This is a genomic window from Streptomyces albofaciens JCM 4342 (assembly GCF_008634025.1).
Taxonomy (GTDB): Bacteria; Actinomycetota; Actinomycetes; order Streptomycetales; family Streptomycetaceae; genus Streptomyces; species Streptomyces albofaciens.
This window is the reverse complement of sequence record NZ_PDCM01000001.1, coordinates 386,578-411,818: the sequence shown is the minus strand read 5'-3', so window position 1 is coordinate 411,818 and position 25,241 is coordinate 386,578. Positions and strand designations below refer to the sequence as shown.

Below are 25,241 nucleotides of genomic sequence, written 5' to 3'. Positions count from 1 at the left end.
GTCACCACTCCCCTTCGGTGCCGAGTGCGGTGTGTAGTTCGCGGGTGGTGTCGCGGGCGAGGCTTTCGGCGAGCCAGGTTTCGGCGTTGGTAAGGCCGGTTCCGGCGTAGACCCAGTGGGCGAGGACGAGGGTGGTGTCCGGAGCTGTCTCGGTCTCTGCTGCGGCCTGGGCGCGGCGCCATTCGGCGCGGGCGTCGCGGAGGGCGCCGAGGGTGGTGGAGTAGCGGCGGGACTTGGTGGAGAAGTGGCCGCGGAAGCCGAGCATGTGGGCCCAGGCGCGGAGCCGGAGGTCTTCCAGTTCCTTGCGGGCGCCGAGGGTCCAGGCGGTTCGGACCAGGCGGCGAGCGTGGTCGTTGATGTCGAGCTGGACTAGTTCGGCGAGGAACTTCAGCGGGCGGTCGAGGGCTCCGGTCGCGGTCTCGGCGCCCTTGGTGGCGTACTTGGCGATGTACGCGGCCACGGCCCGTTCGGTCAGCTCCTGGCCGCCGTCGAAGTCGGCCGAGCGGATGGTTCGTACGTCGAGCTGGCGGCCGAAGGTGAAGACGTGTTCCCGGCCGTCGATCACGGGGCCGTCCACGCGGGCGGCGGTGGCGGCGGCCTGGATGGCGTCGGCGAGTAATTCGGCGGTGGCCCAGGCGGGCGGCGGGGTGTCGCTGCCGGTCGGGCCGTCGAGGCGGATGACCGCGTGGAAGTGGACGGCGCCGCGCTTCTGGTACTCGGCGACCTTGGCGAAGGACACCCGGGCGTACTGCCGGAACGCGCGCTGAGTGAGGCCGGCGCGCTTGGCGACCTCCCGTCGAAGGTAGATGGAGAAGCGCCGCCAGAGGGCACCGGCGTGCGCGTTCCAGAGGACGGCGGCTTCGTAGTCGTAGGTGTCGGGGTCGAGTGCGGTGCCGAGGGCGGTGTCCTCCTGGTCGTGGAAGGCGCCGCAGCGGCAGCGGCGGACCGAACCAGTGGGCCCGGTAGGGCGGTTGTGGACCGGGCCGAAGCCGGGAGCGGTGAAGGTGGCGAAGACACGCGGGTGAGCGGCGACGCGTTCCGGGACGCCTTTCCCACCGCGCAGGCCGGAAGTGATCAGTTGGAAGGTGTCGCGCCGGTAGACCTCGGAGCAGGCCGCGCAGCGGGTGGTACGGCGGTTGTTGCAGCGGACCAGGAGGTGACCGGCCGGGAGGGTGGAGGAGTCGAGGTGGTGGAGGACGTTGCCGATCTCGCCGGTGTGGGTGTTCAAGGCGTGTTCAGTGCGGTGGCCGTCGAGGCGGATCGGGTGGGTGCAGCCGCCGAGGCTGGAGAGCTGGCGCAGGAGTGCAGGCATGGTGCCGAGGGCGGCCAGTTCTCCGAGTTCGATGAGCGGGGGTGGGGTGGCGGGGGTGATGATGGCCTTTCTCCTTCTGGCTTCGGCTGGAAGGTGGAGGGCCCCCGGGGCGGCGGATGCTTGGCGGTATCGAGGCCGACCCGGGGGTTCGGTGTGCTGCTGGTCGGTCAGCGGCGGTGGTGATCGCGGAGCAGCGAGCGCAGGACGACGGCGGCGACCGCCACGGACACGGCCGAGACGGCGACGGCGGCCAGGAGCGCGGTCAGCACCACCCCGCCGACGAGGAGGGCGGCGACCGCTCCGGTGCTGACGGAGACCTGAGGGACGGACCGTCGTGCGGGGGCCGGGGCGGTGGCGGTGGGCGTGATGTGGGTGGGCGGTGTCGGACTGTCGGGGTACTTGGGCAGGAACACGACAGAGGTCTCCTTACCTACTCGTCTAGTCATGTGAGCCGTTGATGATGTTCACGCCGGAGCGCGTGCCGTTCTCGATGGCCGGCGCCATGAAGGTGTGCGAGAGCCAGAACCCGAAGAGCGCGATCACCACGACGATCCAGATGCGGACGCCGAGGTACTTGACCGCACCCCAGGCGAAGAGGCCGAGGACGACGACGAGCGGCAGGCTGACGGTCACGGGGCGGAATCCTTTCGGCGCATGGATCAGCGGACGGGGCAGCGGTGGGTACGTGCGGCCAGCTCGGCGGCGGCGCGGCTGTCGTAGTCGGCGGAGAAGCCGCAACGCGGGGCCGTGCAGGCGGCGGTGTGCTTCTCCCGGCCGCGACCGTCGTAGGACGTGCCGACCTGGACGGGACCGATGCGGGTGACCGAGCGGAAGCGGCGGTTGGCGCTCATGTGGATCTCCTCTCAGAGCTGGGCAGCGATGGCGTCGGCGATCGGCAGGGAGACGCCGAGGCGGGCGCGCAGGGTCGGGGTGTCGATGGCGGTGCCGGTGCGGGTGTGGTGCTCGGTGGCGACCTTGCGGGCGTGTTCGACCAGGGCGGCCGGGACGGAGACCGCAGGGGGCGTGGGGGTCGGTTCGGGGATCGGTGGCGGCGTGAGTGCCGGTGCCGGGTCGGGCGCGTCCTCCTGGTCCTCGATGGCCGAGGGCTCCTCCTGGTCCTCGTCGGCGGTGGGTGCCTCTGCCGGAATCGCTGCGGAGTGAGCGAGGAGCGTGCCGCCGAGGAAGGCGACCGCAGGCCATCCCGCGACGAGGATGCGTAGCCAGGCCGGTACGTGGTTCAGGTCGAGCAGTCCGGCGGTGGCGACGTTGGCGCCCAGCGAGGCGCCCAGTGCGATCATGAACCAGCACCACCCGGCCGCTTTCTCGTCGCTGGTTCGCAGCCGCCGCCAGGCGGCCACCAGCAGCAGGTCAACGGAGATGGGGTACGCCCATGCCTTCCACCCGTCCTGCCCGGCCGCCGAGGCGATGTCGTGCAGGTGGGCGAAGGACAGAGCGGCGGCGATGACCGCCTGGACGAGCACCGCGTCTACGCGGGCCAGCAGGGCGCGCATACTGCGGCTCCTTCCGGATTCAGGCATGGCGGGGGTAGGGACACGGCGCGAGACGGTCACGCCAGCCGGGAGGTGGAGGCTCAGCCGGTCGTCGGTTGCGGCCGTACGACCGGGGCCAGGGACTTGCCCGGCCGTACTGGCACAGCTGGCCGGAACGGCTGGAGCGCGGGTAGGTCGGGGGCCAGGTGAGCCGAGGTGTGGCAGGTCTCAGCCGCCTCAGCGAGGGACAGGTACGGCGTACGGACGCGGGACCAGCCGCCGGATGCGTCGCCGATCACGGCGAGTCCAGGCTGTTCGGGGGCGATGGCACAGGCGGCGGCGACCGCTTCGGGCGCGATGTCACCCAACGCCATCTTCGCGGAGGCTTCATCGTTCACGCGGTGGCAGACGCGGCCGGTCAACTGGGCGCGCAGCATGGTCGCCCCCTTGCCCAGTTCGGCACCGAAGCGCTGGCCGCAGATTTCCAGGTAGATGCCGGCGGCCCGGCCGAGCTGGGCAAGACGGATGAGCTGGGTGACCATCTCGTCCCGACGCTGTTCGTCTTTCTTCGTGGCGACGAGGAAGAGTTCCGCCACCTCGTCCACGAAGAGCACGACAGGTACCGGGCGTTCATGCTCAGGCAGGCCCCAGATGTCCGAGGTGATCTCCTCATCCGGTGTGTCCGGGGCGATGCCCTGCCGGGCCTTGATCAGGTCGTACCGGTCCTCCATCTCCTCGATGAGCACCGGCAGCAGGGCCGCAGCCTGCTCAGGATCGGTGGCCAGCGCCGAGAGGCGGGCCGCGAACGGCGCCAGCTCCACGCCCCGCTTGCAGTCGATGCCGACCAGGGCGACAGGCTGCCGGGCCAGCCCGGCGATGAGGTGGCGCAGGTACATGGACTTGCCTGACAACGTCGCGCCGAGGGTGAGCCCGTGCGGCACGGTGCGGTAGTCCCGTACGAAGGCCGTGGCGTCCTCCCGCAGCGCCACCGGGACCTTCAGCAGCCCAGCCGGGAGCTTGCGCGGCATGCGGACCTTCCGCAGCACGTCGAAGCCGACCAGCCGCAGGTCGATCACGCCAGGCTTGACGGGTGTCACGTACACGGCGTGCACGCCCCAGGCATGGCGCAGCCGTTCGGCCGAGGTCGCGACATCGGCGGGTTCCTGCCCAGGGGCGAGCCGGAGCCGAAGCCGTAACCCCGTCGTGGTCGGCCGGATGATGCCGCGACGCGGCGGTACGGGCCGGACCTCGCGGCGGGTAGTGGCTTTGACCGCCAGGACCCGCAGCCGGGAGGGGGCCACGGTCAGGCCGCAGGCTTCCATGACCGAGTTGTACGAGCCGAGCAGCCGGGCGGTTGAGACCGGTAGGCCGACCGTGGACCAGTAGATGCCCGGGTGCCGTGTCCGGGCGTAGGCGGCCCCACCGCCGAGTGCGGCGACGGGACCACCTACCTCCAGAAGCGTTACCAGGTCGGTCATCAGGCCGCGTCCCCCATGGCGGCCGGGAAGGCGGCCGGAGTGACGGCGGCGGCCCGGTAGGCGATGCCGTGCCGCTGCTGGCCGTTGAACACCGACTCCCACGGCCGGGCAACCAGGCCGGGCAGCGAGACCGGAGCGCCGAGCGTCAGGCCCTCGGAGACACCGCCCTCCGGCACGGTGACCTTGATCAGGGACGACTCCCCTTCCTCGATGTAGACGACGCCGATCGTCATCAGCGCTTCGCCGTTGTTGGCGTCCTTGGCGATCTCGCCCGTCTTGCGGTCGCGGACCTTGGGCTCGGGTGCCTCGGTCAGCAGGATCGTCGCGGCCGAGGTCTCCACACGGATGGTGCGCAAGGCTTCTTCCCATCTACTCGTCTAGACAAGTTGCAGTCTTCGCGCCCGGCTCTTCCGGGAACGGGGACCACCTTGCCACACAACTTGCCCACTCGTCTATACGAGTATGCGTGCCGGGGTGTACGAGTCCGAAGAAGTGGCCTCGCGCACCGTCGGTCAGGTGGCCGGGAGCTGGTAGGAGAGGACGTACGCGTCCGCCGCCATCACCGTGTCGCAGACCTCCACGGCCCGCTTCTCTGTGTCGTAAGCCGTGCGAATCAGGTGAATCACGGGGACACCGGACGCCAGTTGCAGCGTCTTGACCTCGGCAGGTGAGGGCATCCGGGCGCGGATCTCCTCCTCGAAGTGGTCGAGGTGGTGGCCCAGTTCCTCAAGCCGGGCGTAGATGCCGCCGGGGCCGGGGTTGGGCTCGGCGATTTGGGTACCGCGGGCGATGTCGAGCGGCAGGTAGGAGGTGGCGAACTCAACCGGCCGGCCGTCAAGCAGATAGCGGCGCCGCCGGGCAAGCACGCGCCGCACGGAGCCGAGCCGGGCAGAGATGTCCTGACTGGCTTTCTCCTCCTTGACCTCCAGACCATCCACCTTCGGATGGCTCCCGACGGCATCGGCCTCCACGATGAACGCGGACTTCCCCTGCTCGCGGTGGCGCCGGGCGAACCGATCGGAGGCGAGGCGCCGGACGGGCGGGCGCGGCCGGACGAAGACGCCCTTGCCGTGCTCGGCATGGACCAGGCCCTCCCCCTGAAGGACCGAGAAGGAGTTCCGCACCGTCATACGGGATACCCCGTAGTGCTCGACAAGTTCAGCTTCCGAGGGCAGCTTTTCCCCCTCTTTGAAGCGCCCGCGATCAATGGCCTCTCGCAGTTGATCGGCGATCTGTCGAAAGACCGCACGATCACTCGTGGGGTCGAGAGCGCCAAGAACGCTCGGAAGAGACGTCACGTGGACTACTCCTTTAGGTATCTAGACGAGTGGGCGAGTGCTATTGCTACGGTGGAGAGCCTAGCCATCCGAAGGGGCCGAGGAACGTGAGCACCGACCGTCCGCACTCCGTGAGCGTCGCCGGAGTCATCGTTGACGACCAGGGCCGGGCTCTCCTGATCAAGCGGCGCGACAACGGTCACTGGGAACCGCCGGGCGGAGTCCTCGAACGCGAGGAAACCATCCCGGAAGCCCTTCAGCGCGAAGTGCTCGAAGAAACCGGCATCAAGATCGAGCTTCCGGCAACCTTGACCGGCGTCTACAAGAACATGACGGGCTTGATCGTTTCTCTGGTCTTCCGCTGTCGGGCCGCCGACGGCACCCCCACCACCGGGGACGAAACCCGCGCGCTGCGGTGGGCCACCCGCGAAGAAGTCACCGAACTTGCCGACGAGGCTTACGCGATCCGCGTCCTGGACGCGCTCGACGCCACTACCCCGCCGGCCGTCCGCGCCCACGACGGCGTGAAACTCGTCTAGCCCGAACCCGCTGCACATGGCGGCCTACCAGCACGAAGGAACTTGTATGCACGAGTATACGAGTAGAGTCCAGGTCTGGGGGCTCAGTTGCCCAGGTTCCCCGGAAGAGGTGAGCCGGGCCCGCCGATGGACCCGCGACATACTGCGCGATTCCCCGCTGGCCGAGGACGCCGAGCTGATCGTGAGCGAGCTGAGCTCGAACGCGATCCTCCACACCGCCAGCGGGCGGAACTCCGGCAGCTTCCACCTGTCCCTCTCAGTCACCCCGCAGGTCATCGCCCTGTCGGTCACCGACGACGGCGGCGCAGGCACGATCCCGAAGGTCGAGGACCAGGACGAGGAGGCCGAGCACGGCCGCGGGCTCGGCATGGTCAACGCGATCGCCCACCGAGTGGTGGTCCACAGCAGTCAGGGCGCCCACACCGTCACCGCAGAACTCTTCACGAGCAACCGACCAGGAGCCCACCCATGCTGAAGACCGACAAGCCCCGCCGCGGCTACTGGTGCGAATGCTGGACCCAAGACCTCGCGAACCCGGCCGAGAGGCCGGCCCTGCACGCATCCTTCGACGCCTACTCGGCGCACCAGGCCGACAGGTGGGTGGCCGTCGCCCTGCGCACCATCACACCGGCCCTCTCCGCGGACGCCTCCCACGAAGCCTGGACCTGGCTCTGCGAAGGACGACTGAAGGCCAGGGCAGCCCTGCTCCGCCGACAGCCCTACACGGTGACCGTCACCCAGGCCACCACCCGCATCACCTGGACGATCCGCCCGGTGACCTTCCTTCCTCTCGCCCACCGGCAGGGCACCGTACTCCCCGCCTGCACAGAGGACTTCAAGCCCCTCCCGCCAGCCTGAGTTACAACTTTCTCTACTGGTTCAAGCCCCGCCCTGCGGGCGGGGAGGGGGTGGGGGTGGGAGGGGGAACACTCCGGGAGTTCCCCAGGAGGGCTGCCGTTCCCGGCCGGGGCTGCCCTGACGCCGAGCGCGTACGGACGCCAAGCCCCGATTGAAGTCCGTGAGCAGCTGGTGAGAGCGCGCAGACGGGTTCGCTCCCGTCGGCCAAGTACCCAGCGGCCCGGCCGTCGCCGGGGCGGGCTCTGCGGAGGACGGCGTTGGCCTTGCGGGTGCTCTTGCCTTCGGCATCCGGCGCGCGGGTCAACGGCTTTGGCAGCCGCCGCTACGAAGCACACCCCACCGGCCCGCAACGCGGGCCGGCGCGGAGCTCGGGGGCTCGGGCGCCGCTCCTGCCTCCGGCCCGCTCCGCCCGGCCCCCGGCCCCGCGCCACCTGAAGTTGCCACGGGGTGCTTCGTACACGCTTTGCCCCGCCCAAAAGCAGCGCCGGAACGAGCAAACACCCCACCGGCCCACGCCACCAACCGCGATACCCGACCGCATGACCAGGCCGCAGGCGCTCGCCACCAGGACGAGTCGAGCAGCAGCACCAGAGCCCCCGGCCCAAGAGGGCAGACCCAGCGGGGAGCCCGGGGGCGGGGAGGGTGCAGATGAGGGGTGATGAAGGTGGAGGCGGAAGCGGTGAGCGGTTTACGTGACGGGCGCGCTGCCGACCGCCCCATAGGCAGTAGTCCTGTCGAGGCAGGCAGGCTACGGAAGGGGTGGGGTTGGGGGGCGCCGAGCACTCCGGACACAACAGCCGGCGGGAGCTGGGCGCCGTACCGCCACCGTCACGGATGCGACAGCGTGAGCGGACCGGAAACCTCATCTGTGGCTAGCGGGGAGCAGCTGCTGCCGCGATGTGGCTTAGCCCGTCGTGGGCGCTCCGCTCAGCACCTCGTCGTCATGACACATGGCCCATGCCCCACGGTGCAGGGTCCAAAATCGTGTCATGGATGCAGGAGTTGCGGCCATTCTCGGTGCGGTGGTTGGAGCTGGTGGCACTGCTGCGGCGGCAGCAGTGACCGGGTTCTTTGCCCGTTCTCAAACCAAGCTTCAGCTCGCATCGCAAGAGAGGAACCTGGACAGGCAGATACGTGCCGATCATGTCTCGCAGCTACGAGAACCTCGACGGCAGGCTTACGGCGAGTTCGTCGCTGAGGCATCAGAACAGTTGGAGCAGTTGAGCAAGGCGGCCGCCGCTCTGTCTCACGAGCCTCCCCGGCGAGAAGAAGCGATGGCTGCTCTGGCCTCTTTCGATCGGGTCGGCGACCTGACGTACACGCAGGTCCTTATGGCAGGGCCCGAGGACGTCGCATACATGGCAGCAGAGCTCACTGCGGAAATCGCCAGAGCTGTCCTGGCCGGAGGCCACTGGCTCCTCGGCGATGAAGGCATTGCCTCACCCGACGAACCAAGTCCGCAAGAACAGATGCTTGTAGCCATCAACGCGGCAAAGCAAGCAATGAGGACCTTCCGGTTGCTCGCTTTGAACGCGGTCCGGGCAGACGGTAAGGAGCCTGAACAGGATCAAGCGCGAGCGCGAGCCGCGTCGGTGATCGACAGGTTCCGGGAAGGACAGTGAGGTGCCTGGGCTGCTTGGCCTGCTGGCCTTCTCCTTGTTGTGGTGCTCTCGCGGTCAGCAGGACTGTGGCCGACCAATGCGGGAAGCGAAGCTGGGGCACCGGGTATAGCGCGTGCCCGATGCGTGCCCGGCGCGGCGGGGAACAGCGGTGAATGACGAGTTCAGCGACGGTTCAGACTGGCCCCCGTTCAGGATCATCATCGCAGGTCAGCGACCGGATGGACACTAGATCACCCATGATTCCCAAGCTCAGAGCGCGGGTTCGATTCCCGTCACCCGCTCCAGAGTTAAGGCCCAGGTCGCAGACCTGGGCCTTGTTCGTTGGCCGGTGGCGTATCGGCGCGGACCCGGGCCACGTATGCCCGCATGGCGTCGCGGTTTCGGGTCAGGTGGTCGATTCGGCGGGTCATGCGTTCGCACTCGCGCTCCAGCAGGGCGAGCGTCTCCGGGGTCGGGTTCGGGATGTCGATCCGGCCGGGCGGGCCGAGGCAGGGCAGGATCCGCCGGATCGTCTGGGTCGGCAGCCCGGCGTCCAGCAGCCCGCGCACCTGCTGGACGCGGTCCACGCAGAGCTCGTCGTAGTCGCGGTAGCCGTTGGCGCACCGCTGGGACGCGATCAGTCCCTGCTCCTCGTAGTAACGGAGCATGCGCCGCGACGTACCGGTGCGTTCCGCCAGTTCTCCGATGCGCATGGCCGTCCCTCCGAAAGCCCGTCAGCGGGAGCCTACTTGACCTTCACATGTGTGTGAGGGTTTCAGCATGCTGCCATGTCACTCACGGATCTGAACAGGGCGGGCCTGTCGGCCGACCGCGGCGCCGAGGCGTCAGCGCGACGGAAGCTTCCGCTGGCGGCGCTGCTCGCGCTGGCGACCGCCGTATTCATCACCAGCCTGACCGAGACGCTGCCGGCCGGGCTGCTGCCCGCGATGAGCGGTGACCTGGGCGTCGGCGAGTCGGCCGCCGGTCAGACGGTGACCGTGTACGCCCTCGGCACCGTCCTCACGGCGATACCGCTGTCCGCCGCCACCGCCCGTCTACGCCGCCGGAAGCTGCTGCTGACCACGGTGCTCGGCTTCGCCGTCGCCAACACGGTGACCGCGCTCTCCCCTTACTACCCGCTGACCATGGTGGCCCGTTTCGCCGCGGGCGTCGCCGCCGGGCTGGCCTGGGCGCTGCTCGCCGGCTACGCGCGGCGGATGGCCCCGCCGCATCTCCAGGGCAAGGCCATCGCGGTGGCCATGGCCGGCATTCCCGTCGCGCTGTCGCTCGGCGTGCCCGCCGGGACGTTCGTCGGCAAGGTCGTCGGCTGGCAGGCGGCCTTCCTCGTCATGACCGGGCTGACCGTCGTGCTGCTGGGCTGGATCCTGGCCGCCGTTCCCGACTATCCCGGGCAGCGCGCGGGAGCGGGCGGCGGGCCCTCGATGACCGGAACGCTCAAGGTGCCCGGGGTCGCTCCGGTTCTGGTGGTCACCCTCGTCTTCGTCCTCGCCCACACCGTCCTCTACACCTACGTCACCACCTTCCTCGACCACCTGGGGATGGGCGGTCAGGCCGACGTGGTGTTGCTGGTCTTCGGAGGGGCCTCGGTGGTGAGCATCTGGGTCGTCGGTGCGCTGATCAGCCGCTGGCTGCGGGTGCTCATGACGGCCGGCACGCTGCTGGTCGGGGTCGCCGGCGTCGTACTGGCCCTGCTCGCCGGCACCCCCGCGCTGGTGTACGTGGCGGTGGTGCTGTGGGGTCTCGGCTGGGGCGGTGCGCCGACCCTGTTGCAGACGGCGGCGGGTGACGCCGGGGGCGAACGGGCCGACGCCGCACAGGCCATGCTGGTCACCCTGTGGAACGTGGCCATGGCGGGCGGGGGCGTGGTCGGCGGCCTCCTGCTGGACAGGCTCGGCACCGCGTCACTTCCCTGGAGCGTGCCGATTCTTCTGGCTCCGGTGCTGGTCGTGGTCCTCGCAGCCCGTGCGCACGGCTTTCCCGCCCGTCGTAGCGCCGGTTGAGGCACCGTGGCCGGGCCCTGTCCGTACCGGCGGTGCTGCCCGAGGGGTGTGGTGACCGCGCTCACCACACCCCTCGGCCGTGGCGTCAGTCCCGCTGGGTGTTCGCGGGGAGGGTGCGGAGTTTCAGGGTTTTCGCGGTGTTCGCGCCGAAGCCGTGGTCCAGGAGCTTGGCGGCGTCGGCGTAGCGGTCCTTGCTGTTGAGGACGGTCCCGACGAGGGTCTTGCCGTCGCGGGTGGCGGCGAAGACGAGGCAGTCGCCGGCCGGGGTGGTGGTGCCGGTCTTGATGCCGATGACGCCGTTGTACGAGCCGAGCAGCTGGTTGGTGTTGTTCCAGGTGTAGTAGCGGGTGCGGCCGTTGGCGGCGGGGGCCTCGCCCTTGTACTGCTTGGACTTGACGATCGTGCGGAACGTGTCGCTCTTCATGGCGTGCCGGGCCAGCTTCGCGAGTTCGGCCGGGGTGCTGGTGTCGGTGCCGCCGCCGTCGAAGGAGTCGAACCTGGTGTGGGTGAGGTGGAGTTCGGCGGCCTTGGCGTTCAGCCGGGAGATGAAGGACGCGGTGCGTTCGGCTTCGGTGGCGCCGGTGCCGAAGGTGTCGGCGAGGGCGTAGGCGGCGTCGGCGCCGGAGGGCAGGAGGGTCGCGTAGAGCAGCTGGCGGACGGTGAGCTTGTCGCCGGTCTGGAGGTCGGCGGTGCTGGAGCCGTGCCGGGTGACGTAGTCGCGGTAGGCCTGCTTGACGGGGACCTGTCGCTCCAGATCGACGCCCTCGGTCTCCAGGACCACGGACGCGGCCATGATCTTGGCGGTGCTGGCTATGGGGCGGGCGGTGTCGGCTTCCTTGCCGAAGAGGGTGGTGCCGTTCGTGCCGTCCACGAGGACGGCGCCCTTGGCGGCGACGGCCGGTACGGTCCGGGCGGGGATCTGGACGGGGATCCGGGCGGGGATCCGGGCGGTCGACGCGGCGTGTGGGGCCTGGGCCGCCGGGGCTGCCTGGGCCGCCTGGGCGGTCAGTGGAGAGAAGGCCAGCAGAGTGCCGCCGGCGAGGGCCGCCGCGCGGTAAGTCAGGACTTTGGCAGTCACGTTGTGACGCTCCGTATCTGTGAGGGGTGGTGCCGTACCGGGCCCTTGCGTGGGTGCGCGGGCAGAAGATGCCCAGTACATGGAACTGCATCGGTGATCGTTTGCGGAAGGCTTTCCGCCAGGGCGCCCCAGAAAGTGCGAGGCATCCCAGGAAGTGCCGGGAATTCCAAGAAGCGCCAGGTATCTCAAGAGGCTCCAGGCATCTCAAAAGGCGCCAGAGCACCCCAGGCGGCACCCGGCCGCCCGCCGGACGGCCCTGCCCAGGCCATGCATAGGGTGATGCACATGTCAGAGGAATCGGCGCTGGTTCGGAGTTTGCGCGGGGCCGTCGCGGCGGCGCCGGAGGATGTGCCGCTGCGGTTGCACCTGGCGGAGCTGCTGCTGGAGGCGGGGCAGCGTGACGCGGCCATCACCGAGGTCGCCATCGCGTTGCAGCATGCCCCCGGGGACGAGAAGGCCCGGGAGCTGATGGGCCGGGCCATGGGGACGCCCGCCCCAGCCCTGCAAACGTCCGCCCCAGCCCAGCAAACGTCCGCCCCAGCCCAGCAAACGCCCGCCCCAGCCCAGCAAGGTCCCGCCCCCGCTCAGCAGGCGCCCTCTCCGGCTCGACAATCACCCACCCCGGGCCGGCAATCCCCCGCCACCGGCTTCGACTGGCAGGCTGCCGAGGGTCAGGTGCGCGACGTCGTACCGCCGCGCTTCGTGGAGAGCCCGCTGCGTGCGGACGGAAACGACGACCCCGGTGGCGCGGACGCCTGGGAGGTGGACGCGCCGGGTACCGTGCGGCTGGCGGATGTCGGCGGGATGCAGGACGTCAAGGACCGGCTGGAGGCCGCCTTCCTCGCGCCGATGCGCAATCCCGAGCTGCGCAAGCTGTACGGCAAGAGCCTGCGCGGCGGGCTGCTGCTGTACGGGCCGCCGGGCTGCGGCAAGACCTTCATCGCCCGTGCGGTGGCCGGGGAGCTGGGCGCCGCCTTCCTGTCCGTGTCGGTCAACGACGTGCTCGACATGTGGATCGGCAACTCCGAGCGCAACATGCACGAGATCTTCGCGACGGCCCGCCGCCAGGCGCCGTGCGTGGTCTTCCTCGACGAGCTGGACGCGCTCGGCGGCAAGCGCAGCCGTACGCAGCACAGCGGCATGCGCAACACGGTCAATCAGCTGCTGACCGAGCTGGACGGTATCGACGCGCAGGCCAACGAGGGCGTCTTCGTGCTGGCGGCCACCAACCTGCCCTGGGACGTGGACCTTGCCCTGCGCCGGCCCGGCCGCCTGGACCGCACCCTGCTCGTGCTGCCCCCGGACGCGCCCGCGCGCGAGGCGATCCTGCGCTACCACCTGAAGGACCGGCCCATCGAGAACGTCGACCTGGGCAAGCTGGCCAAGGCCACCGAGGGTCTCTCCGGCGCCGATCTGGCCCATGTCTGCGAGAGCGCCGCCGAGACCGCGCTGCTGGACTCGGCCCGTACCGGCACGGTCCGCATGATCGGCATGAAGGACCTGCTGGGCGCGGCGAAGGCGGTGATGCCCTCGACCGAGGCGTGGTTCTCGTCCGCGCGGAACGTGGCGATGTTCGCCAACGAGGGCGGTACGTACGACGACCTGCTCGCGTACCTGAAGAAGCGGCGGAAGCTGTGACGGAACAGCATCCGATGGTGGCCCGTGCCGAGGTGCTCGTCGACCTCGGCCGGTACGACGAGGCCAAGACCGTACTCGCCGCCCGGCTCCAGGAGGACCCGCAGGATCTGTGGGCGCTGCTGGAGCTCGCGCGCTGTCACCTGGCCGGCAAGGAGACCGACCGGGCCGTGGAGGTGACCGGGCAGGCGCTGGAGCTGGCGCCGCAGGACTACGCCGCCCTCCACATGCGGGCGCGGGCCCTGCGGCAGGCGAGCCGTATGGAGGAGACGGGCGCCGTGCTGCGGGAGGCGATACGCGTCGATCCGCTCCGCTGGACCGCCTACGGGACGCTCGCCGAGATCCAGCCGTGGCTGTCCGACGGCGACCGGCAGGAGGGGCTGCGCCTGGGCCTGGAGGCGGTACGGCTCGCCCCCGAGGAGCCGAGAGCGTACGAGTCGCTCTACAAGGCCGCACTCATCGCGAACGACCAGGAGTGCGCGCGGCAGACGCTCGTCACGCTGCGCCGGCTGGACCCGACGAACCCGCTGGCCGTGGTGTTGCAGACGGACAGCGCCGCCAACGCGCCGGGCGTGAAGGCCGCGCAGGCGGCGGACCTGTATGCCGACGCGCTCGGCACCGTCCCCGACTCGCCCTGGCTGCGCAGCGCCCTGGACGGCGCGACGTACCGGCTGCTGCGCGGCACCCGCTGGCTGGCGCTGGCGTGCGTGGCCGGGGCGGGCGCCATGCTCGACCTCTTCCCCCAGGACGGGAAGGTGCCCCGGGACCTGCCGGTGTCGCTCGGCCAGCGGCTCTGGATGCTGGTGCCGATGGCGGCGATCTGGGGCTTCGGGGCGCTGCTGCGGTACCGACGCCTGCGTACGGGGGCGCAGTTGAACGTACGGTCGCTGATCCGCCGGGGCCGCTGGTCCCGCATCGTGCTGGCCCAGGCGGTCTGGTCGATGCTGTGCGCGCTGCTGCTCTCGCAGGTGCCGTGGGCGGACCGTACGGTCCCGCAGGTGCTGTTCTGGGCGGGCATCGTGCCGACGCTGGCGACGGTGCTTTTCGACCGGAAGATGCGCAAGTAGCGCCGGACGCGGCGGTTTTTCACTCCTCGCCGAAGGTCCGCTTGTCGCCGTCGGCGCCGGCCTCGCCGCCCCGGGAAACTCCACCGGTGACCCGGGATCGACGTCCGCAGCGATCACCGCTCGGGCCCGCCGCCCGGCGGCCGGGGCCGTCGATCAGCCGCCACCGGCCCGGCAGGGGGAGAGGTACAGTCCGATCCAAGGGGCGCTGTGTGCGGCGGGCGGCGTCACGGAGCGGCTGCCGCGGGGAGGCCATGATGCGCGTCGTCCTCGGAGAGGACCTCTTCCTCCTGAGGGAAGGCATGGAACGCCTTCTGGAAGCCCATGGCTGCACCATCGTCGCGTCCGTGGACAACGCGCCGGAGCTGCTGCGCGCGCTCGTCGACGAGCGCCCCGACGTGGCCATCGTGGATGTGCGGTTACCTCCCACCTTCACCGACGAGGGCATTCAGGTCGCGCTGGAGGCGCGCCGCCGGGTCCCCGGTCTGCCCGTCCTCGTCCTCTCCCAGTACGTGGAACAGCTCTACGCCCGCGAACTGCTCGCCGACGGCGCCGGATCGGTCGGCTACCTCCTCAAGGACCGGGTGCTCAACAGCGGCCAGTTCATCGAGGCGGTGCGCCGCGTCGCGGACGGCGGCACGGCCATGGACCCCAAGGTCATCGAGAAGCTGCTGCACAACAGGGCGCGTCAGGAGCCCCTGGACAGCCTGACCCAGCGCGAGCTGGAGGTGCTGGGCCTGATGGCGGAGGGCAGGTCGAACGCCGGCATCGCCGAGTCGCTGTTCGTCACCGACAAGGCCATCGGGAAGCACATCAACAGCATCTTCAGCAAGCTCCAGCTGCTGCCGTCCAGGGACGACAACCGGCGCGTGCAGGCCGTTCTGACGTACTTGAACGTCGCCACGGCCTGACCTCCGGACGCAGGGGCCGCGCCCCGGCTCCTGCGAGCGTGCGGACTGCGCCCCGGCTCCTGAAGGCGTACGGTCCGCCCCCGGATCCCGCGGGCGCGGCACGCCCGTGGCCCGGGCCCAGAAGTAGGCCTAACACCACTGACCACCGCGGCCGCGCGCCGGATCATGGATACGCGCGACGCCGGGGACCGCCCTGCACCGAGCACGGACACGGACACGGACACGGACACGGAGACGAACGAGATGACCGATGGTTCACGCACCGACGACCAGCCGGCGCGCCAGGGACGCAACTGGTTGACCGCCGGATGGCTGGCCATGGGCCGCGGGCTGACCATGTTCTTCCTCGGACTGGCGGCCGTCCTCCTCGCGTGGTTCGCGATCGTCGGGACGTCGCTGACGCTCCTCGGCTTCGGCCTCTTCCTCGTCCCGGGCCTGGTCACGGCGCTACGTTGGTCGGCCAACACCCAGCGGCGGCTGACCGGGAACACCGGCGTACGGATCGCCGAGCCGTACGGCCCCGCGCCGCGCGCCGAGGGCGGCTGGAAGGGCGCCTGGCGCAAGTGCGTGGCGGTCTTCACCGACAGCGCGACCTGGCGCGACATGCTGTGGGCCCAGTGCGCCGTCACGGTCACCGGCCTGCTCGCGATCCTCCCGTTCGCCTCGCTCGTCCACGGCCTGTTCGGCATGCTGCTCCCCTTCATCTGGGAGCCGGTCGTCCAGTCCTGGGACGGCACCTGGTACTTGTTCGTGCCGGTACGCGGTCAGGAGTCCGCCTGGATCGCCGGCGGCCTCGGCCTGCTGGAGATCCCGGTCGGCCTGCTGGTCGCCCCGTACGTGCTGCGCCTGCACGCCCGGATCACCCGCTCCCTGCTGGCGCCCACCGCCAAGGCCCGGATGGGGCGGCGCGTGGAGCACCTGGCCCGCACCCGTACCGATGTCGTCGACTCCTCCGCCGCCGAGATCCGCCGCATCGAGCGCGACCTGCACGACGGCGCGCAGGCCCGGCTGCTCGCCATGGGCATGAAGCTGAGCGCCGCCGAATCACTCCTGGACGAGAACCCCGAAGCCGTCCGCACCCTGCTCGCCGAGACCCGCGACGCCTCCATGCGCGCCCTGGAGGAACTGCGCGACCTGGTACGCGGCATCCACCCGCCGGTGCTCGCCGACCGCGGCCTGGTGGACGCCGTCCGCTCGCTCGCGCTGGAGAGCCGCCTCCAGGTGCAGGTCACCGCCGGCGTTCCGGACCGCCCTGAGCCGGCCGTGGAGTCCGCCGCCTACTTCGCGGTGTGCGAGCTGCTGGCCAACGCGACCAAGCACTCCGGTGCGCGCCGCGTCCTCATCGACATCCAGTACCGGGCCAACGCGCTGGCGGTGAGCGTGACCGACGACGGCCACGGCGGCGCGGGCCCGGAGTCCGGCAGCGGCCTCCAGGGGGTGCAGCGGCGGCTGGCCGCCTTCGACGGAACCCTCGGCATCAGCAGCCCGGTCGGCGGCCCCACCACCGTCAGCCTCCAGATCCCCTGCGCGCTGACGGTCACGCCCTGAATCCCTCCGCTTCCCCCAGGCCGGGGGCCAGGTCCGACGCCGACCTGGACATCCGAAAGACATCCGAAAGACATCCGTCCGAACCGACCTGAACCGGTGTCCTCCATGACCATGCACACCCCCGTAGTCCGCCCCGCCACCCGCGACGACCTTCCCCGTGCCCTGCGCACCCTCCAACGCGCCTTCGCCGACTACGCCTTCACCCGCCACACCATCGCCGCCGACGATCACCTCGGCCGGCTGCACCGCTTCAACGAGCTGTTCGTCACCCGTATAGGGCTGGAGCACGGCCGGGTCTGGGTGGCCGACGACGGTGACGCGGTGGCCGTGTGGACCACGCCCGAAACCGCCGACGCGGGCGCGGTATTCGCCGAACTGGGCCCGCTGTTCGCGGAGCTCGCCGGGGACCGGGCCGAGGTCTCCGCGCAGGCCGAGGCCACGATGGGCCCGCACCGGCCCACCGGACCCGTCTGGTTCCTCGGGTCGGTCGGCGTGGACCCGGACCGGCAGGGCCGGGGCCTGGGCGGCGCGGTGATCCGGCCCGGTCTGGAGGCCGCCGACGCGGCGGGCGTGCCCGCCTTCCTGGAGACCTCCGACGAGCGCAACGTGCGCTTCTACGAGCGCCTGGGCTTCGCGGTGACGGCCGACTACGTACTGCCCGGCGGCGGCCCGCGCACCTGGGCCATGACCCGCAAGCCGGGCGCCTGACCCGGCGGCCCCACCGACGCGGCCGGCCGGGCCGCCGCTGCCGCGCACGCACGGCCCGGCCGCCGTACGGATCCGGCCGTTCCGGGGATGGGCTTCGCGGGCGGGCACGTACGGCCCTTCCGCTTCCCGTCAGGCCGCAACCCGGCGCCAACCGCCCCTTCATGGCCGGACGGTAGACGTCATAACCGATAGGAACGCCACGCCCACCGGGCCGAATTCCGCCGCTACGGAGCCCGTTGGAATGTCCACGCCGCCAAAAGCGTTCAAGGGGCATCCATTTGCACCGACCGGAGGCCGTACGTATGCCACAGACGACGGACCAGCGCGCCGGGGAACCGGCGCCCACCGCCGCGCATTCCCTGCCCGCGCCCACCGTGCCACCCCTCGACCCGCCGCAAGGGGACCGGCGGAGCGGGCCCGGCGCCGTCGTCCCCGTCCTCGCCTTCGCCGGCATCGTCGTCGCCGTCATGCAGACGATGCTGGTCCCCGTCATCAAGGACCTGCCGACCCTGCTGGCCACCGCCCCCAGCAACGCCACCTGGGTCATGACGGCCACCCTGCTCACCGGCGCCGTGGCCACCCCCATCATGGGCCGCCTCGGCGACCTCTACGGCAAGCGGCGGATGCTGCTGGCCAGCCTCGCCTTCATGGTCGTCGGCTCGCTGATCTGCGGCTTCACGGTTGACATGACCACGATGCTGGTAGGCAGGGCGCTCCAGGGCTTCGCCATGGGCGCCATCCCGCTCGGCATCGGCATCATGCGCGACCAGCTGCCGCGCGAACGCCTCGGCTCCGCCATGGCGCTGATGAGCTCCTCCATAGGCGTCGGCGGCGGCCTCGCGCTGCCCGCCGCCTCCCTGGTCGCCCAGCAGACCGACTGGCACGCGCTGTTCTTCGGCGCCGCGGGCCTGGGCGTGCTGGCCATGCTGCTCAGCGTCGTCTGCGTCCCCGAGTCGTCCGTACGGGCCACCGGCCGCTTCGACGTGCTCGGCGCCGTCGGGCTGACCGGCGGGCTGGTCTGCCTGCTGCTGCCGATCACCAAGGGCAGCGACTGGGGCTGGGGTTCGCCCACCACCCTCGGCCTGTTCGGCGGCGCGGTCGCCCTGCTGCTCCTGTGGGGCGTCTACGAACTGCGCGTCGCCGCCCCGCTGGTGGACCTGCGCACCACCGCGCGCCGCGAGGTGCTGCTCACCAACCTCGCGTCCATCATGGTCGGCGTCGCCTTCTACGCGATCTCCCTCGTCCTGCCGCAGCTCCTCCAGCTCCCGAGGTCAACCGGCTACGGGCTGGGCCAGAGCATGGTCGTCGCGGGCCTGTGCGTGGCCCCGCTCGGCCTGACGATGATGCTCACCGCCCCCGTGTACGCGCGGATCTCGGCCCGCCGGGGCCCCAAGACCACCCTCATGCTCGGCATGCTCGTCATCGCCGTCGGATACGGCGCGGGCATGGGCCTGATGAGCGCCGCCTGGCAGACCGTGATCGTCTCGATCGTGGTCGGCGCGGGCATCGGACTGGCCTACTCCTCGCTGCCCGCCCTGATCGTCGGCGCCGTCGACCCGTCCGAGACCAGCGCCGCCAACGGCCTGAACACCCTGATGCGCTCGATCGGCACCTCGGTGTCGAGCGCGGTCATCGGCATGGTGCTGGCCCATCTGTCCGCGCCCGCGGGCGCGGTGACGGTCCCGACCATGGCCGGCTTCCGCGTCTCGTTCGCCATCGCGACCGGCGCCGTCGCCATCGGCCTCGTCCTGGCGGCGTTCCTCCCGTCCCGGCCCAAGCCGGGCACACCGCGGCTGCTGGCCCGCAGCGAGGCGGAGACCGGGGCGTTCGAACGGGTCGCTCAGCACGCGGACACCCACGCACAGTCTCCCGGGGACCACACCCCCGAGGTCCTCGCGTCCGATACGGGCACCGTCGACGCCACCACGCCGACTTCCCCGCCGGCCGCTCTCCGCGGCACCGTACGGGACCCGCACGGACGCCCGCTGCCGGACGCCGTCGTCACTCTCCAGGAACCGGACGGCTCACCCGCCGCCCGCACCGTGACCGGCCCGGACGGCTCCTTCACCGTCACCGGTCTCACGGCCGGCACCTACACCCTGACGGCCGCCGGCTACCCGCCGCACGCCGACCGGATCACGCTCGCCCCCGGCGACCGGGAACGCCGCCTCGACTTCGACCTCACCCAGGAGGCCGCGACCAGGCCATAGGCGTGAGCACCACGTGGGCGCGGACCCGCCGAGCCGCCCTCAGGCCGGGCAGAGCAGCCGCTCGCGCTCGGGCCGGCGGGCGTGCGGCACAGTGACCGCGCGGACGGGCGGCGCGCTGACCGGACGGGCCGGCGGCGCGCCCACCGGCCCCGTGTACGGGGCGTCGGACAACTGGACCGGCACACTGCGGGAACTGGGAGCCGCACCGTGCGCCTCGGCCCGGATGCGCTGTTTCATCGTCGGCGGCAGAATCCGCCCGTACCGCATACGCGGCAGCGCGAACGCCGGTACGTCGTACCGGGGGTCCACCCCACCCGGCGCATCCGCCGGACCATCCGTATCACCGTCGGCCGGCGGCTCGGCCCATCCGTCCCCGGCACCGGCAACGGCGGTCCGGGCGGGGGCCGGAGCCGGAACGGCACCGGTGCCGCCGGTGGCGGCAGTGGCGGTGACAGCGGCGGGCGTACGGAAGCCCAGCGCGGCGAGCAACTTGACGATGACGGTGACGAAAGCGGCCCAGAGTCTCGTGACCTTGGTGGCGGCCATGATCCCTCTCTTCTCTGCTCGGTCCTGCGGTCATTCCCCGGCCCTCGGACGGCACCGCGGGGAGGCGGTGTTCCAGCGCCGCACGGACGCTTGTCCCGATGACCGATTTGCGTACTTTCCTCATGATGTGTAGACGCCCCGGGAACACGAGGACCCGCGCCCGCGATTCGCCGTTCTTCGGATGAACACCACACGGTCGGCGGAACGGGGCCGGACTTCCCGATGGCGACGCCGATCCGCGCCACCGTTCCGCGACGCCCTCCCGCCACCCCACCGAGCCGCCCCACCGAGCCGCCGCCCCACTCCACCGACCACCCCCGTTGACCCCTGGGCGGCCAAGGCGCCGCATGCCCGTCACCCGGGGTTCACCGGGGGCTGGTGGGCTTCAGCGCGTCGGCACACGGCCGGCGTGCGAAGAGGAGTACTCATGCGAAGACTGCGCCTGTCCCGTCGCAGCGTCATCACCGGTGCCGCCGTGGCGCTCGCCGCCGCGGCGGCCGTGCCCGCTGGGGCCGCCGCCTTCGGGTCCGAGCACCAGGCGGAGCGGGCGATCCGGGGCGGGTCGGCGAAGAACGTCATCCTGCTGATCGGCGACGGGATGGGGGACAGCGAGATCACCCTGGCCCGGGACTACACCGTGGGGGCCGCCGGGCGGCTGAACATGGACAAGTTCCCGCTGACCGGCGCCTACACGACCTACGCCGTGGACAAGAACGGGAAGCCGGACTACGTCACGGACTCCGCGGCCAGCGGCAGCGGCTGGGCCACCGGGCACAAGACCGTCAACGGCCGCATCTCCAAGACGCCGGACACCGACAAGGCGCTGCCGACGATCCTGGAGCTGGCGCAGAAGAACGGTTACGCCACCGGCTCCGTCACCACCGCCGAGCTGACCGACGCCACCCCGGCCGTGCTCGCCTCGCACGCCACCGACCGCAGCTGCCAGGGCCCGGCCGACATGGCCAAGTGCCCCACCGACAAGATCAGCAAGGGCGGCCCCGGCTCGATCGCCGAGCAGAGCGTGAACCACAAGGTGGACGTGCTCCTCGGCGGCGGCAAGCAGCGCTTCGACCAGAAGATCACCGAGGGTCCGTACAAGGGCCTGACGGTGGCCGAGCAGGCGCGCAAGCTGGGCTACCAGGTCGTCACGGACCGGGACGGCCTCCAGCGGGTCAAGAGCGTCGCGGGCGGCAAGCCGGTGCTCGGGCTGTTCGCGCCGGGCAACGTGCCCGTGGAGTGGACCGGCAAGCCCGCCGCCGTCGGCGGCACCGACCCGCAGCGCTGCACCACCGGCAACCCGCAGCGGCCCAAGGGCACGCCCGCCCTGGACGAGCAGGCCGCCAAGGCCATCCAGCTGCTGGAGAAGAAGCAGAAGTCGCAGCGCGGCCACGGCCGGGACAAGGGCTTCTTCCTCCAGGTCGAGGGCGCCTCGATCGACAAGCAGGACCACGCGGCCGACCCCTGCGGGCAGATCGGCGAGACCGCGGCGTTCGACCGCGCGGTGAAGGTGGCCCGGGACTACGCCGCCAAGCACCCCGACACGCTCGTCGTCACCACCGCCGACCATGGCCACTCCAGCCAGATCGTGCCGCTGGACGCCAACCCGCCCGGCCTCTCCTCGACCCTCGTCACCGACGAGGGCGGCAAGCTGAAGGTCAACTACTCGACCAACACGCCGGGCAAGTCGCAGGAGCACACCGGTACGCAGGTACGGATCGCCGCGCAGGGCCCGCAGGCGTACCGCGTGCTCGGCGTCACCGACCAGACGCAGCTGTTCACCACCCTGCGGACGGCGCTGCGGCTGCGGTGAGGGGGCGGGGGCGAGCCTGACCACCACCTGAACCCGAGGGGGGCTTTCGGGGGAACGGGGGAGCGGGGGACACGGAGGGCCGGGGCGGACGCCCCGGCCCTCCGTACGTGTGCGCCCGCCGTGGCGGCCCGGTGTCCCGGCGCCCGGTCCCGGCGCCCGGCCCCGGCCTCCGACCCCGGCGCCCGATCCCGGCGCCCGGCCCCGGCGCCCGGTGTCCGGCATCCGGTGTCCCGCGGAAATCTACAAGGCTGTAGATTTTGCTTGCGCATTACTCGACGGCGAGCGATGCGCGGCACCCCGCGGGAACGACAAGGAGATCCACATGGCTCTGTGGGACCGGATCAAGGATTCCGCCCAGACGATGCAGAACCAGCTCGTCGCCAAGAAGAACGAACTGAAGAGCGGCGCCTTCCGGGACGCGAGCATGGCGATGTGCGCGCTCGTCGCCGCCGCCGACGGCCACGTCGACCCCTCCGAGCGGCAGCGGGTGGCCCAGCTCATCGCCACCAACGAGGTGCTGCAGAACTTCTCCGCGGACGACCTGCGCCGCCGCTTCGACGACTACCTGGACAAGCTGTCCGCCGACTTCGACTTCGGCAAGGTCGGCCTCATGCAGGAGGTCGGCAAGGTGAAGAAGAAGCCGGTCGAGGCGCGCGCCGTCATCCAGATCGGCATCGTCATCGGGGGCGCCGACGGCGACTTCGACAAGACCGAGCAGGCCGTGGTGCGCGAGGTCTGCTACGCGCTGGACATTCCGCCGGCCGAGTTCGACCTCTGAGGCCGTACGGGCGGCCCGGCCCGGCACGCGGTGCGGGCCACCCGGCTCCGGCCCACGACGGCGGGCCCGCGGCACACACGCCGCGGGCCCGCCGTCGTACCGGTCACGGCCGTACGAGCCGCGCTACGGCAACGGCAACGGCAACGGCAACGGTCAGACGTTGACGCCGAAGTCCGCCGCGATGCCGGCCAGGCCGGACGCGTAGCCCTGGCCCACCGCGCGGAACTTCCACTCCGCGCCGTGCCGGTACAGCTCGCCGAAGACCATGGCGGTCTCGGTCGAGGCGTCCTCGGTGAGGTCGTAGCGGGCCAGCTCGGTGCCGTCGGCCTGGTTGACGACGCGGATGAACGCGTTGCGGACCTGGCCGAAGCTCTGGCCGCGGTTCTGCGCGTCGTGGATGGAGACCGGGAAGACGATCTTGGCGACCTCGGCGGGCACGCCCGCCAGGTTCACGTTGATCGACTCGTCGTCGCCCTCGCCCTCACCGGTGAGGTTGTCGCCGGTGTGCTGCACCGAGCCGTCCGGGCTGGTGAGGTTGTTGTAGAAGACGAAGTGCCGGTCCGAGACGACCTTGCCCGACTCGTTGCACAGCAGGGCGCTCGCGTCCAGGTCGTAGTCGGTTCCGGTGGTGGTCCGCACGTCCCAGCCGAGGCCCACCGTCACGGCGGTCAGGCCGGGCGCCTCCTTCGACAGCGAGACGTTGCCGCCCTTGGCCAGCGAGACTCCCATGGATGTTCCTCCCGGGTCGGGGTGTGTGGCCGTCCTGTGCGGCGGGCCACAATCTCTACAGTGCTGTAGAGGATGACGAACGAAGGGCGGGACGCGTTCCCGGTCCGCTCAGTAGGATGCGGCGACGCCCCGCCGCCGCGGGGCGGCCGGCACGGAACGGGAGGCGACGGCATGAACGGGGACCCCTTCGGCGGCCGTCCGGGCGGGCGCGACCGCGCGCGCCGCCGGGGCCAGGGCGAGCTGGAGGCGCAGGTGCTGGCCGCGCTGCACCGCTCCCCCGGGCCCGTCACCGCCGCCTGGGTGCAGGACCACCTCGGCGGCGACCTCGCGTACACGACGGTGATGACGATCCTCTCCCGCCTGCACGCCAAGAAGGCCGTCACCCGCGAACGCGTCGGCCGGTCCTACGTGTGGACCCCGGCCGCCGACGAGGCGGGGCTCGCCGCGCTGCGGATGCGCCGCGTACTGGACAGCGAGTCGGACCGGGACGCCGTGCTGGCCAGCTTCGTCTCCGCCCTGTCCGCCCAGGACGAGCAGCTGCTGCGCACCCTGCTGGAGCGCGCCACCGGCGACGGCCCCGAAGCGGGCGAGAGTTCCGGAGCCTGACTGACCCATGGGCGTCTTCGTCTTCCTCCCGCTCGTACTGCCGCTGACCGCCCTGCCGATCGCCCGCCTCGCCGGCCAGCACCTGCACCCGCGCGGCACCACCCGCCTGCTGACCGCGCTGGCCGTGGTCCTCGGGGTGTGCAGCACGCTGTGCCTGGCGCTGCTGATGGTGGTGGGCACCGCCCAGCTGCCGGGCAACCCGCTGCCGGACGGCTGGTCCGACCCGGAGGTACGGGCCGCGGTGCCGGTCGCGGAGGTCGCGGGCACGGCGGCGATCGCCGCGCTCGCCGCCGTCCTCGCGGCCTGCGGCCTCGAACTGCGCCGCCACCACCGCGTCCGCTCCCGTACGCACCGGGCGCTGGACGGCCTGCCGCCCGGTACGGAACTGGCGGTGCTGCCCGACGACATCCCGTACGCCTACGCCGTGCCCGGCCTGCCCGCCCGCCCCGGCAGGCCCGCGCGCCCCGGCCGGATCGCGGTCTCCCGCGGCATGCTGCACAGCCTGGACAGCGACGAGCGCCGGGCGCTGCTCGCCCACGAACGCGCCCACCTGGCGGACCGCCACCACCGCTACCAGCTGGCCGTACGGCTGGCCGGCTGCGCGAACCCCCTCCTGCTGCCGCTGCGCGCGGCGGTCGCCTTCAGCGCCGAGCGCTGGGCCGACGAGGAGGCGGCGCGGACCGTCGGCGACCGGCGGCTGACCGCGCGGGCCGTGGGCAAGGCCGCGCTGGTCTCCCGGCCCGCCCCCAGCCCCCTGCTGGCGGGCTTCGCCGCCCCGGAGCCGGGTCCCGTGCCGCGCCGGGTGGCGGCCCTCCTCGGCCCGGCCCCCACGGCCCGCAGCTGGCCGCCCGCGCTCACCCCGACGGGCCTGGCCGCCCTGGTGGCCGCCGCGGGCACCGCCGCCTCCGCCCTCTCCTCGCTCAACGCGGCGGTGGCCCTCTTCCTCGTCCTGAAGGCGGCCACCCCGCTCTGAGTACGCGGCCGCGCGGGACGTGGGGGGCCTGTGCTCGGGTGCGGGGCCGGCCGACTCCGTAGCGTGCGG

Annotated in this window: 27 protein-coding genes; 15 read left to right on the top strand and 12 right to left on the bottom strand. The window is 71.5% G+C overall.

Annotated features, from left to right (window positions below; all coding sequences use genetic code 11):
• Window position 1: 1 nt before the first annotated feature.
• The 8 genes from CP973_RS01985 to CP973_RS01950 form a co-directional block, all read right to left on the bottom strand.
• Window positions 2-1,312 (bottom strand): replication initiator, encoded by a 1,311-nt coding sequence (locus CP973_RS01985; RefSeq protein ID WP_150237033.1) that lies wholly within the window; start codon window positions 1,310-1,312, stop codon window positions 2-4.
• Between the two features lie 167 nt (window positions 1,313-1,479).
• Complete coding sequence (locus CP973_RS01980) at window positions 1,480-1,725, bottom strand: SpdD protein (RefSeq protein WP_150237031.1); 246 nt, start codon at window positions 1,723-1,725, stop codon at window positions 1,480-1,482.
• A 25-nt stretch (window positions 1,726-1,750) separates the two neighbouring features.
• Window positions 1,751-1,945, bottom strand: coding sequence for a hypothetical protein (locus CP973_RS01975; protein WP_030023165.1), 195 nt, complete (start codon window positions 1,943-1,945; stop codon window positions 1,751-1,753).
• A gap of 26 nt (window positions 1,946-1,971) precedes the next feature.
• A complete protein-coding gene (locus tag CP973_RS01970; protein WP_004986816.1) occupies window positions 1,972-2,163 on the bottom strand; it encodes a mobile element transfer protein in 192 nt (63 codons plus the stop codon).
• Between the two features lie 12 nt (window positions 2,164-2,175).
• On the bottom strand, window positions 2,176-2,823 hold the full coding sequence (locus CP973_RS01965; protein ID WP_150237030.1) for a DUF2637 domain-containing protein: 648 nt from the start codon (window positions 2,821-2,823) through the stop codon (window positions 2,176-2,178).
• Window positions 2,824-2,903: 80 nt separating this feature from the next.
• Window positions 2,904-4,280: an FtsK/SpoIIIE domain-containing protein gene (locus tag CP973_RS01960; protein ID WP_150237028.1), complete on the bottom strand. Its 1,377-nt coding sequence runs from the start codon at window positions 4,278-4,280 to the stop codon at window positions 2,904-2,906.
• Window positions 4,280-4,636 carry an SCO3933 family regulatory protein gene (locus CP973_RS01955; RefSeq protein WP_030184321.1) on the bottom strand — a complete coding sequence of 119 codons (357 nt, stop codon included), beginning with the start codon at window positions 4,634-4,636 and terminating at the stop codon, window positions 4,280-4,282. Before CP973_RS01955 ends, CP973_RS01960 begins: the two co-directional genes overlap by 1 nt.
• A gap of 156 nt (window positions 4,637-4,792) precedes the next feature.
• On the bottom strand, window positions 4,793-5,578 hold the full coding sequence (locus tag CP973_RS01950; RefSeq protein ID WP_030184318.1) for a GntR family transcriptional regulator: 786 nt from the start codon (window positions 5,576-5,578) through the stop codon (window positions 4,793-4,795).
• A 110-nt stretch (window positions 5,579-5,688) separates the two neighbouring features.
• Here CP973_RS01950 and CP973_RS01945 point away from each other — a divergent pair, with 110 nt between their 5' ends.
• The 4 genes from CP973_RS01945 to CP973_RS01930 all read left to right on the top strand — a co-directional run bounded on the left by CP973_RS01945 (window position 5,689) and on the right by CP973_RS01930 (window position 8,576).
• Complete coding sequence (locus tag CP973_RS01945) at window positions 5,689-6,096, top strand: NUDIX hydrolase (protein WP_060730812.1); 408 nt, start codon at window positions 5,689-5,691, stop codon at window positions 6,094-6,096.
• Between the two features lie 46 nt (window positions 6,097-6,142).
• Window positions 6,143-6,571 (top strand): ATP-binding protein, encoded by a 429-nt coding sequence (locus tag CP973_RS01940; protein WP_150237026.1) that lies wholly within the window; start codon window positions 6,143-6,145, stop codon window positions 6,569-6,571.
• Window positions 6,565-6,954 carry a hypothetical protein gene (locus tag CP973_RS01935; protein WP_150237024.1) on the top strand — a complete coding sequence of 130 codons (390 nt, stop codon included), beginning with the start codon at window positions 6,565-6,567 and terminating at the stop codon, window positions 6,952-6,954. Before CP973_RS01940 ends, CP973_RS01935 begins: the two co-directional genes overlap by 7 nt.
• A 989-nt stretch (window positions 6,955-7,943) precedes the next feature.
• Window positions 7,944-8,576 (top strand): hypothetical protein, encoded by a 633-nt coding sequence (locus CP973_RS01930; RefSeq protein WP_150237022.1) that lies wholly within the window; start codon window positions 7,944-7,946, stop codon window positions 8,574-8,576.
• A 287-nt stretch (window positions 8,577-8,863) separates the two neighbouring features.
• Here CP973_RS01930 and CP973_RS01925 read toward each other — a convergent pair whose 3' ends face one another.
• On the bottom strand, window positions 8,864-9,268 hold the full coding sequence (locus CP973_RS01925) for a MerR family transcriptional regulator (RefSeq protein ID WP_150237020.1): 405 nt from the start codon (window positions 9,266-9,268) through the stop codon (window positions 8,864-8,866).
• Between the two features lie 75 nt (window positions 9,269-9,343).
• Between CP973_RS01925 and CP973_RS01920 the strand changes: the two genes are divergently transcribed.
• Complete coding sequence (locus CP973_RS01920; RefSeq protein WP_150237018.1) at window positions 9,344-10,576, top strand: MFS transporter; 1,233 nt, start codon at window positions 9,344-9,346, stop codon at window positions 10,574-10,576.
• An 85-nt stretch (window positions 10,577-10,661) separates the two neighbouring features.
• On the opposite strand, the gene CP973_RS01915 is transcribed toward CP973_RS01920, so the two are convergent.
• Window positions 10,662-11,654, bottom strand: a complete 993-nt coding sequence (locus tag CP973_RS01915) for a D-alanyl-D-alanine carboxypeptidase family protein (RefSeq protein ID WP_150237016.1) — start codon at window positions 11,652-11,654, stop codon at window positions 10,662-10,664.
• 285 nt (window positions 11,655-11,939) lie between these two features.
• On the opposite strand from CP973_RS01915, the gene CP973_RS01910 reads away from it, so the two are divergent.
• From CP973_RS01910 to CP973_RS01885, 6 genes are all read left to right on the top strand, one after another.
• Entirely contained in the window at window positions 11,940-13,292 is a 1,353-nt protein-coding gene (locus CP973_RS01910; RefSeq protein WP_150237014.1) for an ATP-binding protein, read from the top strand.
• Window positions 13,289-14,356 carry a tetratricopeptide repeat protein gene (locus tag CP973_RS01905; RefSeq protein ID WP_244409241.1) on the top strand — a complete coding sequence of 356 codons (1,068 nt, stop codon included), beginning with the start codon at window positions 13,289-13,291 and terminating at the stop codon, window positions 14,354-14,356. The genes CP973_RS01910 and CP973_RS01905 overlap by 4 nt, the downstream gene beginning before the upstream one ends.
• Before the next feature lie 254 nt (window positions 14,357-14,610).
• Window positions 14,611-15,264: a response regulator transcription factor gene (locus CP973_RS01900; RefSeq protein WP_150237012.1), complete on the top strand. Its 654-nt coding sequence runs from the start codon at window positions 14,611-14,613 to the stop codon at window positions 15,262-15,264.
• A 243-nt stretch (window positions 15,265-15,507) separates the two neighbouring features.
• Window positions 15,508-16,812 (top strand): sensor histidine kinase, encoded by a 1,305-nt coding sequence (locus tag CP973_RS01895; RefSeq protein ID WP_150237010.1) that lies wholly within the window; start codon window positions 15,508-15,510, stop codon window positions 16,810-16,812.
• A 105-nt stretch (window positions 16,813-16,917) separates the two neighbouring features.
• Window positions 16,918-17,520 (top strand): GNAT family N-acetyltransferase, encoded by a 603-nt coding sequence (locus tag CP973_RS01890; protein ID WP_150237008.1) that lies wholly within the window; start codon window positions 16,918-16,920, stop codon window positions 17,518-17,520.
• 302 nt (window positions 17,521-17,822) lie between these two features.
• Window positions 17,823-19,730 (top strand): MFS transporter, encoded by a 1,908-nt coding sequence (locus CP973_RS01885; RefSeq protein ID WP_208853120.1) that lies wholly within the window; start codon window positions 17,823-17,825, stop codon window positions 19,728-19,730.
• A 39-nt stretch (window positions 19,731-19,769) separates the two neighbouring features.
• Here CP973_RS01885 and CP973_RS01880 read toward each other — a convergent pair whose 3' ends face one another.
• The gene (locus CP973_RS01880; RefSeq protein ID WP_208853119.1) at window positions 19,770-20,276 is read right to left on the bottom strand and encodes a DUF6344 domain-containing protein; all 507 of its coding nucleotides are present in this window, start codon (window positions 20,274-20,276) and stop codon (window positions 19,770-19,772) included.
• Window positions 20,277-20,703: 427 nt separating this feature from the next.
• Between CP973_RS01880 and CP973_RS01875 the strand changes: the two genes are divergently transcribed.
• Together CP973_RS01875 and CP973_RS01870 are read left to right on the top strand one after the other, a co-directional pair.
• Window positions 20,704-22,086, top strand: a complete 1,383-nt coding sequence (locus CP973_RS01875; protein ID WP_150237005.1) for an alkaline phosphatase — start codon at window positions 20,704-20,706, stop codon at window positions 22,084-22,086.
• 322 nt (window positions 22,087-22,408) lie between these two features.
• Entirely contained in the window at window positions 22,409-22,864 is a 456-nt protein-coding gene (locus tag CP973_RS01870; RefSeq protein ID WP_150237003.1) for a tellurite resistance TerB family protein, read from the top strand.
• Window positions 22,865-23,017: 153 nt separating this feature from the next.
• Here the strand turns inward: CP973_RS01870 and CP973_RS01865 are convergent, their stop codons facing one another.
• On the bottom strand, window positions 23,018-23,593 hold the full coding sequence (locus tag CP973_RS01865; RefSeq protein WP_150237001.1) for a TerD family protein: 576 nt from the start codon (window positions 23,591-23,593) through the stop codon (window positions 23,018-23,020).
• 171 nt (window positions 23,594-23,764) lie between these two features.
• Here CP973_RS01865 and CP973_RS01860 point away from each other — a divergent pair, with 171 nt between their 5' ends.
• Both CP973_RS01860 and CP973_RS01855 read left to right on the top strand, forming a co-directional pair.
• Entirely contained in the window at window positions 23,765-24,199 is a 435-nt protein-coding gene (locus tag CP973_RS01860) for a BlaI/MecI/CopY family transcriptional regulator (RefSeq protein WP_150236999.1), read from the top strand.
• 7 nt (window positions 24,200-24,206) lie between these two features.
• A complete protein-coding gene (locus tag CP973_RS01855; RefSeq protein WP_150236997.1) occupies window positions 24,207-25,172 on the top strand; it encodes a M56 family metallopeptidase in 966 nt (321 codons plus the stop codon).
• Window positions 25,173-25,241: the final 69 nt, after the last annotated feature.